This is a genomic window from Pararhodobacter sp. (assembly GCF_034676075.1).
In the GTDB taxonomy this organism is placed as follows: Bacteria; Pseudomonadota; Alphaproteobacteria; order Rhodobacterales; family Rhodobacteraceae; genus Pararhodobacter.
In genome coordinates, this window is the sequence record NZ_JAUCCQ010000001.1 from 99,738 (window position 1) to 116,563 (window position 16,826).

16 protein-coding genes are annotated in these 16,826 nt (G+C 67.8%); 7 read left to right on the forward strand and 9 right to left on the reverse strand.

Features of this window, described 5'->3' with window-relative positions; translation table 11 throughout:
• Positions 1–22 precede the first annotated feature (22 nt).
• Genes VDQ18_RS00495 through VDQ18_RS00505 form a run of 3 tightly spaced genes read right to left on the reverse strand, consistent with a single transcriptional unit; the run spans position 23 to position 2,885 of the window.
• On the reverse strand, positions 23–1,018 hold the full coding sequence (locus VDQ18_RS00495) for a TRAP transporter substrate-binding protein (protein ID WP_323019076.1): 996 nt from the start codon (positions 1,016–1,018) through the stop codon (positions 23–25).
• Between the two features lie 3 nt (positions 1,019–1,021).
• On the reverse strand, positions 1,022–1,588 hold the full coding sequence (locus VDQ18_RS00500) for a TRAP transporter small permease (protein WP_323019077.1): 567 nt from the start codon (positions 1,586–1,588) through the stop codon (positions 1,022–1,024).
• A gap of 10 nt (positions 1,589–1,598) precedes the next feature.
• Positions 1,599–2,885, reverse strand: a complete 1,287-nt coding sequence (locus VDQ18_RS00505) for a TRAP transporter large permease (protein ID WP_323019078.1) — start codon at positions 2,883–2,885, stop codon at positions 1,599–1,601.
• A 167-nt stretch (positions 2,886–3,052) separates the two neighbouring features.
• On the opposite strand from VDQ18_RS00505, the gene VDQ18_RS00510 reads away from it, so the two are divergent.
• The 7 genes from VDQ18_RS00510 to VDQ18_RS00540 are packed head-to-tail and all read left to right on the forward strand — an operon-like array spanning position 3,053 to position 10,239.
• Positions 3,053–3,799, forward strand: a complete 747-nt coding sequence (locus tag VDQ18_RS00510; RefSeq protein WP_107751238.1) for a TetR/AcrR family transcriptional regulator — start codon at positions 3,053–3,055, stop codon at positions 3,797–3,799.
• A gap of 31 nt (positions 3,800–3,830) precedes the next feature.
• Positions 3,831–4,175: a RidA family protein gene (locus VDQ18_RS00515; RefSeq protein ID WP_323019079.1), complete on the forward strand. Its 345-nt coding sequence runs from the start codon at positions 3,831–3,833 to the stop codon at positions 4,173–4,175.
• Positions 4,176–4,219: 44 nt separating this feature from the next.
• A complete protein-coding gene (locus VDQ18_RS00520) occupies positions 4,220–5,455 on the forward strand; it encodes an FAD-dependent oxidoreductase (RefSeq protein ID WP_323019080.1) in 1,236 nt (411 codons plus the stop codon).
• A 17-nt stretch (positions 5,456–5,472) separates the two neighbouring features.
• Entirely contained in the window at positions 5,473–6,774 is a 1,302-nt protein-coding gene (locus tag VDQ18_RS00525) for an aspartate aminotransferase family protein (protein ID WP_323019081.1), read from the forward strand.
• Positions 6,771–8,282 (forward strand): amidohydrolase family protein, encoded by a 1,512-nt coding sequence (locus VDQ18_RS00530; RefSeq protein ID WP_323019082.1) that lies wholly within the window; start codon positions 6,771–6,773, stop codon positions 8,280–8,282. Before VDQ18_RS00525 ends, VDQ18_RS00530 begins: the two co-directional genes overlap by 4 nt.
• Positions 8,279–9,196 (forward strand): CobW family GTP-binding protein, encoded by a 918-nt coding sequence (locus VDQ18_RS00535; protein WP_323019083.1) that lies wholly within the window; start codon positions 8,279–8,281, stop codon positions 9,194–9,196. The genes VDQ18_RS00530 and VDQ18_RS00535 overlap by 4 nt, the downstream gene beginning before the upstream one ends.
• Entirely contained in the window at positions 9,193–10,239 is a 1,047-nt protein-coding gene (locus tag VDQ18_RS00540; RefSeq protein WP_323019084.1) for a hypothetical protein, read from the forward strand. Before VDQ18_RS00535 ends, VDQ18_RS00540 begins: the two co-directional genes overlap by 4 nt.
• Before the next feature lie 13 nt (positions 10,240–10,252).
• Here VDQ18_RS00540 and VDQ18_RS00545 read toward each other — a convergent pair whose 3' ends face one another.
• The 6 genes from VDQ18_RS00545 to VDQ18_RS00570 all read right to left on the reverse strand — a co-directional run bounded on the left by VDQ18_RS00545 (position 10,253) and on the right by VDQ18_RS00570 (position 16,756).
• Positions 10,253–11,545 (reverse strand): amidohydrolase, encoded by a 1,293-nt coding sequence (locus VDQ18_RS00545; protein ID WP_323019085.1) that lies wholly within the window; start codon positions 11,543–11,545, stop codon positions 10,253–10,255.
• Positions 11,546–11,561: 16 nt separating this feature from the next.
• On the reverse strand, positions 11,562–12,854 hold the full coding sequence (locus VDQ18_RS00550; RefSeq protein WP_323019086.1) for a TRAP transporter large permease subunit: 1,293 nt from the start codon (positions 12,852–12,854) through the stop codon (positions 11,562–11,564).
• 54 nt (positions 12,855–12,908) lie between these two features.
• Positions 12,909–13,373 (reverse strand): TRAP transporter small permease, encoded by a 465-nt coding sequence (locus tag VDQ18_RS00555; RefSeq protein WP_323019087.1) that lies wholly within the window; start codon positions 13,371–13,373, stop codon positions 12,909–12,911.
• The gene (locus VDQ18_RS00560; protein ID WP_323019088.1) at positions 13,373–14,380 is read right to left on the reverse strand and encodes a TRAP transporter substrate-binding protein; all 1,008 of its coding nucleotides are present in this window, start codon (positions 14,378–14,380) and stop codon (positions 13,373–13,375) included. The genes VDQ18_RS00555 and VDQ18_RS00560 overlap by 1 nt, the downstream gene beginning before the upstream one ends.
• Before the next feature lie 82 nt (positions 14,381–14,462).
• Positions 14,463–15,833 (reverse strand): aspartate aminotransferase family protein, encoded by a 1,371-nt coding sequence (locus tag VDQ18_RS00565; protein WP_323019089.1) that lies wholly within the window; start codon positions 15,831–15,833, stop codon positions 14,463–14,465.
• Positions 15,834–16,027: 194 nt separating this feature from the next.
• Entirely contained in the window at positions 16,028–16,756 is a 729-nt protein-coding gene (locus VDQ18_RS00570) for a TetR/AcrR family transcriptional regulator C-terminal domain-containing protein (protein ID WP_323019090.1), read from the reverse strand.
• Positions 16,757–16,826: the final 70 nt, after the last annotated feature.

The following is a 16,826-nucleotide window of genomic DNA, read 5'->3' on the forward strand; positions in this document are numbered from 1 at the left end:
TCGTTCCGGGATGCGGCCGGGATTATTCCGGCTGATGTTCGGCGACCATGGCGCGGAGTTCCGCGATCCGGGCGGCGTCCACGCCCTCCAGCAGGTCGGCCATATCGGCAGTCGCCTCGCGGAAGGTGGCAAGCTCTTCGTCGGTCGGCCGGTAGACGGCGATCCCGGCGGCATCGAGCGCCTCCAGCGATTGCTCCTGCGTGACATCGACCCACTCGAAGACGTCCTGCAGCGCGGTGAGCGAGGCTTCCTCGACCTGAGCGCGTTGCTCGTCCGAGAGCGCCTCCCACCAGGCGGTCGAAGCCAGCGCGACGCGGGCCGAGATGATGACGCGGGCATCGGTGAAGTTGGTGAACAGATCACCCTGACCGAAGGCCAGCGGCACCACCGACGCGTTGACATAGCCGTTGGCGATGCCGGTCTGCAGCGCGTTCGGCACTTCCGAGAAGGGGATCACCACGCCGTCGGCGCCCATCATGCGGAACATCTCGAGCTGGTTGGCGTCGAGCGCGCGCATCCGCAGGCCCTGCATGTCGGCGACCGAGCGGACTTCTTTCTGGTTGTTGAAGATGCCCAGCATGCCGCCCGTGGGCACGATAGCCAGCACGTGCATGCCTTCGGCCGCCAGCTGCTCGTTCACGCTGTCGAGGTAGTCGCTTTCGGTGAAGAAATCGAAGACGTGGCGCGAGTTGGCGAAGGTGTAGGGCAGCTGCATGACCCGCATTTCGGGCACGAACTGATAGGTCACAGCATAGTTCGACATCGACATGTCGAGGATCCCGGCCCGGATCTGGTCAAGACGCTCGTCCTCGCCGCCGATCGCGTCACGGGGGAAGAGTTCGGTGTCCCAGCCCATGTCGCGCAGGGTCGAGACCAGGGTGTCGACGTAGCGATAGCTGCCCTGCGTCTCGCGGTCCGGGGTGGAGTCGAGCGCGATGGAGACGGATTGAGCGTGAACCGGGGCGGCCAGGACAAGGGCCAGCGCGGCGGCGGAGAGGGGGCGGAAGGCAAGGGTCATGCGTTACTCCGTGGTGTTAGAAGAGAATTGGGTGGCGTAGTCGGTTTCGCGGGCGAGCACGCGGGGCGACACCAGGGCGCCCAATCCCGCGACGCCATGGAACAGGATCAGGATCAGGGCGACCGGCAGCGCTGCGGCCATCCAGGCGGTCGAGACTTCCAGCCCTTCCGAGGTACGGCCGATCTGGCGCAGGAAGAACGGGTAGGTGAACCACAGCACCGGCAGGAAGAAGAGCCAGGAGGCGATGAAGCGCGAGACCGCCTGCAGCTTGAGACGCCAGGCGACGCCAGCGGGCGGGTGCACCATCGCCGGATCGGCATGGGTATGGAAGGCGCAAGAGGCCCCCAGCAGCCCGCCCCAGACCATGAGCCAGCGGGCCAGCTCCTCGGTCCAGAAGGGCGGCGCGGCAAAGGCATAGCGGGCCACGACCTGCAGCATCATGGTCGCCAGCATGCCCAGGAAGAAGAGGCCCGCGGCCCGCCGGGCCAGCCAGTTGAGCGCCTCGGACACGGCGTAGACGCGGTCGGCCAGACGGGCGAGGAGGGAATCTGAGGTGAGCAACGCGTTCATGGTCGGACCCTCAATTCACGAAGCCGGAGAGGCGCGGCAGGAACAGGCTTATCTCGGGCACGAAGGTCAGCAGCATCAGCACGCCCAGCTGCACGAGCAGGAAGGGGGCCGCCGCCCGGGCAATCGACCAATAGGGCGTGCCCGACACCGCCGAGACGACCAGCAGGGCGGCGCCGAAGGGCGGAGTGACGATCCCCAGCGTCAGGTTGACGACGATGACGATGCCCAGATGCACCGGGTCCGCGCCCATCTCGATCCCGGTGGGCACCAGCAGCGGCACCAGCAGCGCCAGAGCCACCGGCACCTCAAGGAACATGCCCGCAACCAGGAACACCAGATTCAGCAGCAGCAGATATTTCCAGCCGTCAAAGCCCAGCCCGATCAGCTGTTCGGCAAGCCGCGACGGGATCTGTTCGAGCCCGGCGAGATAGCCGAAGATCGCCACCGCCGACAGCAGGATGAAGATCGAGCCCGACAGGACCGCGGTGCGCTCAAGGCTTTCGATCAGCTTGCGGACCGACATCTGGCCATAGATCACACCTGCGAGGATGGCGCAGCAGACCGCGACGCCCGCCGCCTCGGTCGGGGTCATGATGCCAAAGACAATGCCGGACAGGATGATGACCGGAATGACCGTGGCCGGCAGGGCATAGATGAAACGGCGCAGGATCTCGCGCGGCGGCACCCGCTCGCCCGAGGGGTGGTTGTGGCGATGCGCCATCCAGGCGTTCGCGCCGAACAGCGCCGCGGCCATGACCAGCCCCGGCACGATTCCGGCAATGAAGAGCGCCGCGACCGAGGTGTTCATCAGCGCGCCGTAGAAGATCATGATGATCGAGGGCGGGATGATCGGGCCGATCACCGACGAGGCCGCGGTGATGGCACCGGCATAGCTGGAGGTATAGCCCGCCTTGCGCATGGCCGGGACCAGCGTGTTTGATACCGAGGCGGCATCGGCCATGGCGGAACCCGAAATGCCCGCAAAAAAGACGGACGTCAGGATGTTCACATGCCCAAGCCCCCCTTTGAGCCGCGCCATGAGCGCCATCGCCAGGTCGATCAGCGCCCGCGTCACGCCGGCACGGTTCATGATCTCGCCCGCAAGGATGAAGAGCGGCATCGACATGATCGAGAAGAGATCGATATGGGCGATGATGCGCTGGGGCGCCGCGGCCAGGAACCGCGCCCTGTCAGCAGCGAAGAAGGACAGGACCGAAGCGGCCCCGATCAGATGCGCCAGTACCGCGCCTCCGAAAAGGAGGGCGGTCGACAAAAGAAGGATCGGAAGTGCGGCCACTTGGCTCCCTATCGTTTTGCTTGGGCGGCGCTGAGGAAAAAATCGCGCCGGCGGGTGTCGAGTTCTGTTGATCTTTCAATTGCACAGTGTTCTATAACTGAATGGAGAAAGCGCCCCTTGGCAAGAAATAATTCGAAAATGCCCATTAATTGTGCATCGGGGTGGAGATGAGCGACGCAACAGCACAGAGTAAGAATGGCAGGCTACGCGGCCGCGCGGCCTCGGTCGGACTGACCAAGGAGCGGATCGTCGATGTCGCCATCGCGCAGATCGACGAGAAGGGCCTGCATGCCTTCTCGATGCGTGAGCTGGCGCGGGCGCTGGGTGTGTCGCCGAACAACATCTACTGGCACGTTGGCGGCACCAAGGAGGACCTGTTCGGCGAGATCGCCGCGCGTTTCACCGCCGCGGTCAGCCAGAGCCTGCCACGCGACAAGCCCTGGCAGGACCGGCTGCGGACGGTGTTCCTGTCCTACCGCGATGCCGTCAGCGACCACGCCAATGTCGCCCCCCTGCTCGGGGCGCAGCTGAAATCGAACGGCGTCGCCAACCTCGCCCTGGTCGAGGCGGTGCTGACCGCGCTGCATGACGCGGGTTATCGCGGTTCCGCCCTGCGCGATGCGTTCAACGCGCTGATCGGCGGCCTCTGCGGCTTCGTGACGATGGAATTCGCACCGGCCCCCGATGACAAGGCCAACGAATGGGAGGCCCTCTTTGCCCGGCGCGTGGCCGAGATCGACGCCGACCGCTTCCCCTTCACCCATGCTGTATTGCCCGATTTCATGAACCGGATCTTCGTTCTGCGCTGGGAGAACGGCAAACACGTCTCCTACGCCAGCAGCTTTGACTTTCTGCTCGATCTGCTGATCGAAGGCCTCTCGGCGCGCGCGCCGAGGCAATCCCCCAACCCCTGAACCGACCCAACCCTGAACTGAAAGGTCCCCCATGACTCAGCTTCCCAAACTGCCCTTCTCCAAGGTTCGCCGCATCGGCTCGACCGTGTACCTCTCGGGGGAACTGGGCTTCGAGGCTGACGGCAGCCTGCCGGCCGGGATCGCGGCACAGACCCGCAATTGCCTGAACCGGATCAAGGCGACGCTGGAAGCCGAGGGCCTGGGCCTTGCCAATGTCGTGTCCTGCACCTGCTACCTGACCGATGCTGCCGATTTCGCCGAGTTCAACGCGGTCTACGGCGGTGCCTTCTCCGATCCTCTGCCCGTTCGGACGACCGTCCGTACCGATCTGATGATCGACGCCAAGGTCGAAATCACCGTCATCGCCGAAGCCTGACCCAGCGCGCCCCGGGCGCGGCGGTCACGTCGAAAGGACACATCATGTCCGAGATATTGGTGCTTGGCGCCGGGATGGTGGGGGTCGCCACCGCGTTGGCGCTGCAGGCGCAGGGCCATGCGGTCACGCTGGCCGACCGGACTGCGCCGGGGCGCGAGACCAGCTTCGGCAACGCCGGGGTGATCCAGGTCGAGGCCGCCGAACCCTATGCCATGCCCCGCGCGCCGGGCCAGTTGCTGCGCTATGGGCTGGGCCTGTCGAACGATCTGGTCTGGTCGCCCGCGGGGCTGACAAGCATGGCGCCGGCCCTCTGGCGCTACTGGCGGGCCTCGGCCCCCGCGCGCCACGCAAAGACCGCCGCGCTCTACGCGCAGCTCACCAGCCGCGCGACCGTCGATCACGCGCCGCTGATCCAAGCCTCGGGGAGCGAGAACCTGATCAGCCGCGAGGGGCTGGCGCTGGTGTTCCGCAACTCTGCCGCCTTCGAGGCCGAGGCCGCGAATGCCACGCGGCTGGCCGACACCTATGGCGTCACGTCCCGCATCCTTGGCGGCGAGGACTGGCGCCGCGAGGAACCTGCGCTCAGATCGACCCCGGCCGGGGTCGTGCATTACACCGGCAGCTGGAGCGCGTCCGATCCCGGAGCGCTCACCCGGGCCTATGCCGATCTCTTCCAGCGGCGGGGCGGGCGTGTCGTTCTTGCCGATGCGGGCACCCTTGCGGCGAATGGCTCGGGCTGGAGGCTGACGGGACCCGATGGCCCCATCGAGGTGGCGCAGACCGTCCTCTGCCTCGGGCCCTGGACCGGCGCCGCGCTGCGCCGCTTCGGGCTGCGCGTGCCGATGGTGCTCAAGCGCGGCTATCACGCCCATTACGACGCGCCCCTTAAGCCGCGCCGCCCGTTCCTCGACACCGGCAATGGCGTCGTGTTTTCGGCCATGCGCGACGGGCTGCGGATGACCACCGGCGCCGCGCTGGTGGCCCAGGACGCGCCCGCCAATCCCCGGCAGCTGACCCGTGCCGAACGGCAGGTCGGCGACCTGATCGAACTGGGTCCGCGGACCGGAACCCCTCCCTGGTTCGGAACCCGCCCCTGCCTGCCCGGCATGCTGCCGATGGTGGGCCCCGTGCCGGGCCAGAATGGGCTCTGGGTCAATTTCGGCCATGGCCACCAGGGATTCACCCTGGGTCCGACCACCGCCGCGCTGCTGACCGAGGTCATGACTGGCGCCACAACCCCGCTCCACGACGCGCTGGCCCCGGCCACGCAGCTTGCCTGAAGGTAAAGGATCGTCAGATGACACAGCCTCACGTCTCCCGGACGCCGATGAACGGGCTTGACCCGGCCCGCGTCGACGCCGCCTATGCCTCCGCCCGCGCCGCCTATGTCGCGCGCAACCCCGGCAGCGCCGCGGCGCTTCAGCGCGCGCGGCAGGTGCTTCCCGGCGGCAACACCCGCTCGTCGCTCTGGTCCGACCCCTTCCCGCTCTGCATCGAAAGCGGCGAGGGATGCCGCATCCGGGACGTGGACGGCCACGACTACGTTGATCTTCTGGGCGAATTCACCGCGGGCATCTTCGGCCATTCCTCGCCTGTGCTGGCCCGGGCGCTGGCCGACGCCCATGCGCGCGGCATCAACCTGTCGTCGCACACGCCCTACGAGGTCGCGCTGGCCGAACGCCTCTGCGCGCGCTTTCCCTCCATGGACCGGGTGCGCTTTGCCAATTCCGGCACCGAGGCCAATCTCATGGCCGTGACCGCTGCCCGGCGCGTGACCGGGCGCGACAAGGTCGTCGTCTTCACCGGCGGCTACCACGGCGGGTTCATGACCTTCGCGGGCGGTGGCTCGCCGGTCAACGTGCCCTTCGACTACGCCTGCCTGCCCTATAACGACATCGGCGCTGCCGAGGCCGAGTTCCAGGCCCGCGGCGAGCAGATCGCCTGCGTGCTGGTCGAGCCGATGCTAGGCGCGGGCGGCTGCATTCCGGGTGACCCGGCCTTCCTGCAGGCGCTGCGCGACCTGACAACCCGGCACGGCGCCTTCCTGATCTTCGACGAGGTGCAGACGGCGCGCATGGGCCTTGGCGGTGCGCAGGGGCGGCTCGGCATCACCCCCGACATGACCACGGTCGGCAAATTCTTCGGCGGCGGTCTGGCCTTCGGCGCCTTCGGCGGCCGGGCCGAGATCATGGATCATTTCGACCCCTCGCGCCCGGGTGCCCTGCCCCATGCGGGCACCTTCAACAACAACAGCCTGACCATGGCGGCCGGGGTGGCGGCGATCGACACCTATCTGACGGCCGAGGCTCTGGACGCGCTCTACACCCGCGGCGAGACCCTGCGCGCCGCCCTGGCAGAGCTCTTCGTCGCGCGCGGCCTGCCGTTCCGCATCAGCGGCATGGGGGCGATCATGAACATCCACCCCGACAGCGGGATGGGCCGCGAGGTGGATCAGAAGCTGCTCGCGCTCTTGCATCTGACGATGCAGGAGCGGGGCTATTACTTCGCGGCGCGGGGCCTCATGGCGCTGTCCTTCCCTGTCGGAGAGGCCGAGCTGGCGGGATTCATGGCCGCGCTGGAACAAGGCGTCGGATTGTGAGCGCCGCCGCCTTCGATTGCGTCATCCGCGGCGGGCGGGTCATCGACCCGGAAACCGGTCATGACCGGATCACCGATGTCGGCCTGCGTGGCGGCCAGATCGCCGCCATCGGCGACGGCCTGGCCCCGGGCACGGAAGAGATTGACGCAACAGGCCTGATCGTCGCCCCGGGTTTCGTCGACATCCACGCGCATGGCCAGTCGCTGGCCGCCGACCGGATGCAGGCTTTCGATGGCGTGACCACGGCGCTTGAGCTCGAGGTCGGCGCGCTGCCGGTCGCGGGCTGGTACGCGGCGCAGGCAGAGCGGCGGCGGCTGTGCAATTACGGCACTTCGGCCGCCTGGCTCTTCGCCCGGCAGGAGGTGATGATCGGCCTGCCGCCGGACGCCACCGTCTCGTCCATGATCGGCATGGGACAGGGCGCGAACGACCGCCGCTGGTCGGTCGATGCCGCCAGCGACGCCCAGGCCGAGCGGATCGTCGCGCGGCTGCGCGAGGCGATGGACGAGGGCGCCATCGGCATCGGCATTCCCAACGGTTACGCGCCGGGCGCCGGCATCAAGGAACTCACGCTGGTCTGCGATCTGGCGGCCGAGACGGGCAGCGTGACCTTCACCCATATCGCCAATGCCTCGAACATCGACCCGGCGAGTTCGGTGGACAGCTATGTGCAGATCATCGGTCTGGCGGGCGCGACCGGCGCGCACATGCATGTCTGCCACCTGAATTCGACGTCGCTGCTGGATATCGAACGCGCGGTCCAGGTGCTGCTACGCGCCCAGGCCCAGGGTCTACCGATCACGGTCGAGGCCTATCCCTATGGCACCGGCTCGACCGTGGTCAGCGCGGGCTTCCTGCAGCAGCCCGATTTCATCGGCCGCACCGGATCGCCCTATGACCGCGTCGAACTGCTGCGGACCGGCGAGCGTTTCGCCGATGCCGAGGCGATCCGCGCCGCGGCCGAGCGGGATTCTGGTGACATCATCCTGTGGCATTTCCTCGATACCGAGAATGACGCGGGCCATCAGCGGCTTCTCGACGTGTCGGTGCTCTATCCCGGCGGCGCCATCGCCTCGGACGCGCTGCCCTGGGTCATGCCGGACGGTTCGCTCTACGAGGGCGACGCCTGGCCGCTGCCGGAAAAGGCGGTGTCGCATCCGCGCTCGTCGGGCACCTTCACCCGGTTCATCGGCGATTACGTGCGCGAGCGTGGCAAGATCGACCTGATGGAGGCGCTGGCCAAATGCACGCTGATCCCGACCCGGGTGATCGAAGGCGCCGCGCCCGCCATGCAGCGCAAGGGCCGCATACAGACCGGCTGTGACGCCGATCTCGTGGTCTTCGACCTTGCTGGCCTGCGCGATCGCGCGACCTTCCGGGCCATGAACCGCCCGGCCGAGGGGATGCGACACGTGATCGTCAACGGCACCGCGGTCATCCGCGACGGCGCGCTGATCGAAAGCGTCGCGCCAGGGCGCGCGATCCTCGGCCGGGGTCTGCAGCAATGACCGACAGCGCGCCCGTCCCCGTCCTGGTCGTCACGGGCTTTCTGGGGGCAGGCAAGACCACCTTCATCAACCGCCTGCTCAGCAGCGGCCAGCGCCGCATCGCCGCCATCGTCAACGATTTCGGGGCGATCAACATCGATGTGGCGATGATCGAAGGGCAGGTCGATACGGTGATCGGCCTTGAAAACGGCTGTATCTGTTGCAGCCTGCAAGGCGATCTGTTGCGCGCGCTGAAGCAGGTGCTGGGGCACGAGCCCGAGGCCATCGTGATCGAGGCCTCGGGCGTCTCGGACCCGCGCGGCATCGTGCAGACCCTGTCGGATCCGGTCCTCTGGGCGGATGTGCGGCTCGATTGCACGCTCTGCATCGTCGATGTCGAGGATCTGGCCGAGACACCGGCGCGCTTTGACGATCCGGTCTGGCGGGCGCAACTGAGGGGGTCCGACTTCGCGATCCTGGGCAAGGCGGGGGATGCCGACCTTTCGCCGCTGATGCTGCGGCTCGGCACAGAATTCCGGGTGCGCAGCTTCGACGCGCGCGACGACCTGCCGGTGGATCTGCTTTTCACGGGTCAGGGCAAGGCCCCGGCGCCCGTCGAGGGTGCGCCGATCCAGGACTCCGCGCGCTTTGTCGCGCTGGAATGGGGCAGCGAGGGGTCCCTGCCCTTCACCGGCTTCCAGCGGCTGATGGAAACGCTCGCCCCCGCGCTCTACCGGGCCAAGGGTTTCGTCTCGCTGGTGGAACGGCCGGGGGCGCCGGTGCTCTTTCAGATGGTGGGCCGCCGGGCGACGTTCGAACCCGCTGCCGGGCAGGACCCGGGTTGCCGGCTGGTCCTGATCGGCGACCGCGCCGCCTTCGACCCCGAGGCCGCCCGGGCCCGGCTTTCAGATCTCGTGGAAAGGAGAGAGGCATGACCGACCGCCGCGGCAAGGTGCAAAGCGTCACCGGCCTGATCGAGCCCGCAACGCTGGGCGCGACCCTGATGCATGAGCATCTCTTCATCGACCTCAATCCGCCCGCCTTCCGGGGCGACACCCTGCCCGAGGGCGTGACCGACGCGGCCGTCGATCTCTGCAACTGCTTCCGCGCGCGCTATGGCCAGGGGCATTTCACCGACAATTACCGCATCGACGATTTTGCCGTGGTCCGGGACGAGATCGAGGAAATGGCGCGGGCGGGCGGCGGCGCGGTGGTCGATCTGACCGTGGGCGGGCTGGGGCCGCGTCCCCTGCTGCTGCGCCGGATGGCCGAGGAAACCGGCATGCCCATCGTCATGGGCGCCGGTCACTATGTCGAGCAATACCAGCTGCCCGAAACCGCCGAGATGAGTGTCGATCAGCTCACCGCCCAGATCACCGATCAGGTGCTGGTCGGCGCCTGGGGCACCGACGTCAAGGCGGGGATCATCGGCGAGATCGGCTGCCAGTCACCCTGGACGGACCGCGAGAAGAAGGTGATGGAAGCCGCCATCGTGGCACAACAGGCGACGGGTGCCGCGCTCAATGTCCACCCCGGGCGCGACGCCGACCAGCCGCAGGAAGTCGCGGATTTCGTCGCGGCGCGCGGCGGCCGGATGGACCGTCTGATCCTCAGCCATATCGACCGGACCATCTTTGACGAGGACACGCTCTTTCGCCTGGCCGATACCGGCGCGGTGCTGGAATACGACCTCTTCGGCTGGGAGACGAGCTATTACTGGCCCAATCCCGACATCGACCTGCCCAATGACGCGACCCGCATCCGCTGGCTGCGCAAACTGGCGGACCGCGGGCATCTGGATCAGATCCTGATCAGCCATGACGTCTGCACCAAGGGGCGGCTCGAACGCTTCGGCGGCCATGGCTTCCAGCACATCTTTGCCAATGTCGTGCCGCTCATGCTGCGCCGGGGCTTCGACCAGGCCGAGGTCGACCGCATCCTGATCGACAACCCGGCCCGGTTGCTGGCCCTGGTCTGATCGCAACGCGGCTTCAGCCGGCGTCATTCTTCAGCGACGCCTCGGCGTAATCGAAGGTGAGGTTGAGCATCGCCTTGAGGGCGGTCTTCAGCCCGGCCTCGTTGACCCGGAACGTCGGCTCGTGGTGGAAGCCCGACCGCGCGGCATCGGCCTCGTCCAGGCCCACGCCCACGGTGAAGAACATGAGCGGCGCGATGGCCGCGAAGTTCGACACATCGTCCAGGAAGCAGTTCTCGACTTCGATCACGGGCTTGTCCACCGGGGCCGCGCGGTCGAGCGAGGGCCGCATCCGCCGCACCAGCGCCGGATCGTTGCGCACCAGCGGCACGCGCATGTACCAATCGACCTCGGCATGGCCACCCGCGGCCTCGGCGATGCCGCGGCACACGGCCTCGACCCGGCTCTCCAGATAGGCGCCGGTGGTGGGATCGGTGAAGCGCAGCGCGCCTTCCATCTCGGCGGTTTCGGGGATCACGTTGAATTTGGTGCCGCCCTTGAAGATGCCGATCGACAGGGTGACGTCATTCTCGTTGACGTTGACATTCTTGGCCGGGATCGCCTGCAGGGCGGTCAGGATCTGCGCCCCGATCAGCAGCGGATCGACGGTGCGCCAGGGGAAAGCGCCATGACCGCCCCGCCCCTTGATCCTGATCCGCATCAGGTTCATCGCATAGGTGCCGTCGCCCTCATGCACGCGGATCTCGCCCGCCGTGCCCGGGCGTTCGTCCTGCAGGACGTGGAAACAGAAGAAGGCGTCGGGCCGTTGGTCGTCGAATTCGCCGTCCGCCACCAGCCGCGCGGCGCCCGACAGCCCCTGCCAATCCGGCGCCGGGCCTTCCTCGGCGGGCTGGAAGACCAGCATCACGCTGCCCCTCAGCGCGTCGCGCTCGGCGGCCAGAATCTCGGCCACGGCCATCTGCACCGCGGTATGCGCATCATGGCCGCAGGCATGCATGATCGGCACCGTCTCGCCACCCCAGACCCCCGTCTTGACCGAGGCGAAGTCGAGCCCCGTCGCCTCGGCCACCGGCAGCGCGTCCATGTCGGCGCGGAGCGCCACGCAGGGACCGGGCTGGCCGCCCTTGAGGATGCCGATCACCCCCGTGCTGCCGCCGAGATTGCGCCGCACCTCGTCGAAGCCCAGCCGTTCGAGGTGGTCGGCGACGATGCCCGCGGTGCGGACTTCCTGGTTCCCCAGCTCGGGATTGGCGTGGAAGTCCCGCCGCCAGGCGATCATCCGCTCGAAGATCTCGTCGGCGCGGCGGTCGAGGCGCTCGGTCAGCGTTTCGGGAAGGGACTGCGACATGGCGAAACCTCGGATGTCAGGAAACGAGCCAGAGAGAGATGGCGGGGAACAGCACCAGCAGCAACAGGCGCAGCAGATCCACGCCGACAAAGGGCATGACGGCGCGGTAGATCCGCCCCAGCCCGATGTGGCGGGCCATCGAATTGATGACGAAGACATTCATGCCGATGGGCGGGGTGTTCACGCCAAGGGTGACGGTCATCACGAAGATGACCCCGAACCAGATCGGATCGAAGCCTAGCGAGACGATGACCGGGAAGACGATGGGCAGCGTGAGCAGGGTGATGGCGAGTTCGTCCATCACCGCGCCCAGGATCAGATAGCCCAGCAGGATCAGCGTCAGCACGCCGTAGGGGCCGACGGGTTGATTGGCCAGCCAGCCGATCAGCGCGGTGGTGGTGCCGGTCACGGTCAGGAAATAGCCGAAGGTCAGGGCACCGATCACCAGGGTGAAGATCGCGGCGCTCATCGCCAGCGCCTCGGCCAGACAGGCGAGGGTGCTGCGCAGCCCCAGTCGCCCGCGCAGCACCCCAATCAGCCAGGCCCCGAAGGCCCCGATCCCGGCGGCCTCGGTCACGGTGAAGATCCCGCCATAGATGCCGCCGATGATCAGCGCGAACAGCAGCGCAATGGCCCAGACGCTGCGCAGCGCGCGCAGTTTCTGGCCCCAGCTGCTGCCCTCGGCCTCGGGCAGGCTGGCCGGGCGCACGAGGGTGTAGAGCACGATCACCGAGGCATAGAGCGCCAGCCCCAGCAGCCCCGGCAGGATCCCCGCCATGAACAGGTCGGCCACGTCCTGCTGGGTGATGAAGCCGTAAAGCGCAAAGACGGCCGAGGGCGGGATCATGATGCCCAGCGTCCCGCCCGCGGCGATCACCCCCGCCGCCAGCCCGCTGTCGTAGCCGTTGCGCTCCATCTCGGGCAGGGCGACGCGGGTCATCGTCGCAGCGGTCGCCATGGAGGAGCCGTTGACGGCGGCGAAGCCGGCCGAGGCGACCAGCGCCGAATAGGCCATCCCGCCGCGGAAGCGTCCCAGCCAGGCCTGGCTCGCGCGGAACATCTCCAGGCTGAGGTCGCTGCGGGCGGCGAAGGTGCCCATCAGGATGAACATCGGGATGATCGAGAATTCATAGGCGGTCAGCGAGTTGAAGGCGACCTGGCTCAGCATGCTGATCGCGGGGTCGATCCCCACCACCAGCGCGAACCCGGCGACCCCGGCAATCGCCATGGCCACGCCGACCGGCACCCGGATCAGCAGGAGCACCACCAGCAGGGCGAAGCCGGAAAGGGCGATCTCGGTCTGCGACATCATCGTTCCTTGAGAAAGCGAAGCGCCGCCCCGGGGTCGGGGCGGCGGAAGGCGTCAGGCCAGCGGCCGCTTGCGCAGCGACCAGAGGCCCAGAAGGGCGGCGGCACCCGCCAGCGCGATGCCCAGCGTCATCACCGCATGGAAGCCCCAGATCGGCAGGCCGAGTTCAGCCGTGGACAGGTTGCCCGCCATGTTGCGCGCCGCGCGCTGTGCCATGGCCAGCGTCAGGCCCAGCAGGAAGAGCGCGGTGATCAGACGCGCGACCGCGTCCATCATCCGCTGGCCGCGTGGACCCAGCAGGCCCCAGAGCCCGTCGATGGTGATGTGCTCGCGGCGGTAGGTGGCCACCGCGATGCCCCAGGCCAGCGCCAGACCCTGCGCCATGCGGGTCAGGTCGAAGCTGTCCATGAGCGCACTGTTGAAGCCGTAGCGCAGCACCACATTGACGAAGGTGATCAGCGTGACCACCCCCAGCATGAGGCTGGCCGCGACCTCGACCGCACGCAGGAAGCGATCCATCACTGCGCCGCCGCGACCGCCGCGTCGAGCTCGGCGCGGATCGCCACGGGATCGAGCCCCGCCGCATTCATCGCCGCCGCCCAGCGGTCATAGGAAGGCTGCGCGGCTTCGTGCCAGGCGGCCAGTTCCTCGGGCGTCAGCTCGTGGATCGTGTGGCCCATGTCGGCCAGGACCTGACGGCCGGCCTCCTCGAACTCGACCCAGCTCGCGCCGACGTTGACCGCCCATTCCGGGGTGCAGACGCTGTCCAGCGCCGCCCGCATCTCGGGCGAGAGGCTTTCGTAGCGGGCCTTGTTGATGACGATGCCCGCGCCGACGAAATAGAGCGTGTTGGCGATGTGATAGGGCACGGCGTCCGAGATGCCGAAGAAGTCGATCGAGCCCCAGGGGAAGGTGATCGCATTGGCGATGCCGCGCTCGATGGCCTGCCGGGCCTCGGTCGCGGGCACCTGCACCGCCGAGCCGCCCAGATCGGCGATGAAGCGCGCCATGGCGGCGCTGGCCGGACGGACCTGCAGACCTGCGACATCCGAAGGCAGCGCGATCGGACCGGCCGAATGCAGCGCGCCCGGGGCGCCGACATGGGCCAGGCAGAAATGCACGTCCGGCATCTCTTGCGCGGCATAGGCGCTGTACCAATTGTGCACGGCGGTCGAGGCGACGGCGCGGTCGACCTCGAGCGAATAGGGCAGGTCGATCAGGTCGGCGATCGGGAAGGCGCCGGGCGTATAGCCGAAATTGACCCAGGCCGCATCGACGATCCCGTCACGGGCCATGGCGTAGTGATCGGCGGGCGCGCCCATCTGGCCGGCGGGGAAGACCTGCAGCGTCAGCTCTCCGCCCGAGGCTTCGGCCAGCGCCTCGCCCCAGGCGCGGACGTCGTTGTCGAAGTAATGGCCCGGCGGCAGGAAATGCGAAAAGCGCAGCGAGTCGGCCATCGCCGGGGCGGCGCAGGACAGGATCGCGCCCGCCGCGGCGAGGGACCGGAACGAAAGAGGCTTGGTCATGGGATCATCCCTTGTTGGTGGGTGTCGGTCAGGGGGTGGCGCCCGTTGTCCGGGCGTCCTTTGGGTGGCACGCGGTGCTTGCTCAGCCGCGTGCCTCGGCCTCGAAGGTGCTCAGGACCTCGGTCAGGAGCGCCATCATCTCGTCGAGCTGCGGCTCGGTCAGGGTCAGCGGCGGCGTGATCATCAGCCATTCGCCATAGCGCCCGCCCGCCGTGCTGCGAGAATAGAGCAGCAGCCCCTTTTCAAGCCCGATCTGCACGATGCGGGCGATGGTCTTCCGCGACGGCGGGAACGGGGACTTGGTCGTCTTGTCGGCGACGATCTCGATGGCGCGCAGCATGCCGAGGCCCCGCACGTCGCCGACGATGCCCGATTGCGCGGCCAGCGCCTGCAGCCGCTCACCCAGAAGGGCGCCCATCCGCGCGGCATTGCCGATCAGGTCGTTCTCCATGACCTCGCGCAGCACCGCATCGCCAATGGCGCAGGACAAGGGATTGGCGCTGTAGGTGTGGCCATGCATGAAGCCGCCCGCGTCAACCACCGTCTGCACCATCTCGCGCGAGGCCAGCACCATGCCGAGCGGCGTGTAGCCAGCGGCCACGCCCTTGGCCAGCGTCACCATGTCGGGGCGCGCGTCGGGCCAGTGTTCGGCCGCGAGGAAACGACCGGTGCGACCCGCGCCGCTCATCACCTCGTCAAAGATCAGAAGGACGCCATGGCGCGAGCAGATCTCGCGCACGGCGGTGTAATAATGATCGGGCGCCACCAGCGCGCCGGTGGCAAGGCCCCCCACCGGCTCCATGATGAAGGCCAGCACCGAGTCGGGGCCTTCCTCCAGGATCGCCGCCTCCAGCGCCTGCGCGCAGTCGCTGGCATGGGTGTCGGCATCGATATTGCCCGGCGTACGATAGCCAAAGGGGGCGGGGACGCGGGGCATGATCCGCATCACCGGCTCGAAGACGGCATCCGTCTCGGGATCGCCGGTGACGGCGGCGGCGCCCAGCGTCGCGCCATGGTAGCCCGGATTGCGGGCCAGCACCTTCCAGCGCCCGGCCTCGCCCTTCGCCACGGCGTATTGCCGCGCCAGCTTGATGGCGGCCTCGGTCGCCTCGGACCCGCCCGAGACCACGAAGACCCGTTCGAACCCTGGCCCGGCCAGCCCGGCCACGCGCTCGGCCAGCGCGATATTCGCCTCGTTCTCGAAGAGAGCGCGCGAGGCGTAGCAGACCTTGCCCGCCTGATCCGCCATCGCCGCCAGCACCTTCTTGTTGCCATGGCCGATGTTGCTGACAACCGGGCCCGAGGTCGCATCGAGATAGCGCTTGCCGGCGGTGTCCCACATGTAGATCCCCTCGGCATGCGAGATCATCGGCCGCCGCGGCGCATCGAGCGGCGCATAGAAGACCTGGATCGGGCCGCCGCGTTCGGAAAAGGGGCTCTCGGTGGCGGTCATGGCATGGTCCTTCTGTCTCTTGCGGCGGGGCGCGGCAGGCGCGCTGGAATCACCTCTCTTGTTCACCGTACAATGATCATTGTCCGCCGTACAAGAATTATTGTACGGCGGACAAGAAATCCCGATCGCTGCCCCCCTGAGGAGCGGCGGCTTAGGGCGGACCGGGTGGGAAACCCGGTGCAAATCCGGGAATTTCAGCGCTCAGCGCGACGGAGGAGGACTTCGAGCCCCGCAACGAAAGCATCGACATAAAGCGCGAAGGCGCCGTCCATCGGCCGGGTTGCGCCGTTCTGCCAGCGCAGGATGAAGGACCGACCCATCATCGGCCCCGCCATCCGCGCAAGCATCGGATGGCGTGCGGCGTCGATCTTGGCGGGAAAGCCGGTCAGATAGCCCTGAAGGTCGTCGGCATCGGGCGGCTCCATGGCAAATTCCTGCGTGGTGAAGCCGACCATGGCCCCCACAACCGCGTTATAGGCGTCGATCAGGCCCTCGTCCCGGAACCCCGCCTCGTGAAGCTTGGTCAGCAACCCCTCCAGCAGATCGACATCGACCGAGGCGTTCGAGACGAGGTTCACGCCGATCAGCGGGGCGGCGTTGGGGTGACGGGCGATAGCGGTCCGGTAGCGGGTGAAGAGCGCACGCAGCCAGTCCTGCCACCCCAGATCGGCGGTGGGGACGACGTCGCGCAGGATGATTGTGACGATCTCGGCGATCAGGAAATGGCGGCTTGGCGTGTACCAGTAGATCGCCGTGGGATAGCAGCCGAGGGCCTTGGCGACGCTGCGGACCGAGAAACCCTGCAAGCCCTCCTCGTCGATCAGCCGCAGCGCGGTCTCTACGATCTGGGTCTTGGACAGCTCGGGCGCGGCTTTCTGCCCCTTGTCGCGGCTCCGCGGACTGGTCGCCGGAGATTTCGCCATGTCCAACGCCTTTCGCTGCCCTCGCCCGATCCGACCGGGAGCCGGACCGCAGGCATCGGTATCACCCCCT